A 283-nucleotide genomic window follows, 5' to 3' on the forward strand; every position below is an offset into this window, starting at 1 on the left:
CCAGATGCGTCCCAACATTTCATGGGTGACTTGTGGAATGCTGTCCTCAACAGTACTGCGTAAGTTTGAAGACAGCAGGGCAAAACCTTCCAGCAGGCGTTCAATATCAGGGTCATGGGGATTTTCCAGAAACTCGGCTAACTGCGGATTTTCGGTGGCGGCTAACTTCATTTTTTCCCGCAGGTAGGCCAGTTCTTGTCGGTACAGGGATTCTTTCTGATTTTTCACTTTGCTCTTCCCTTACACAGATACTCAAATGAATAATCTATCGGCATTTAATTGA

The 283-nt window shown here is 45.6% G+C and carries 1 protein-coding gene; it reads right to left on the reverse strand.

What is annotated here, in order from left to right; all coding sequences use genetic code 11:
- A partial coding sequence (locus tag AAC854_RS23500; RefSeq protein ID WP_340619180.1) for a type VI secretion system baseplate subunit TssF occupies positions 1 to 228 on the reverse strand: 228 nt, incomplete at its 3' end.
- Positions 229 to 283 lie beyond the last annotated feature (55 nt).

This window comes from Xenorhabdus entomophaga, from assembly GCF_037996725.1.
GTDB classification, from domain to species: domain Bacteria; phylum Pseudomonadota; class Gammaproteobacteria; order Enterobacterales; family Enterobacteriaceae; genus Xenorhabdus; species Xenorhabdus khoisanae.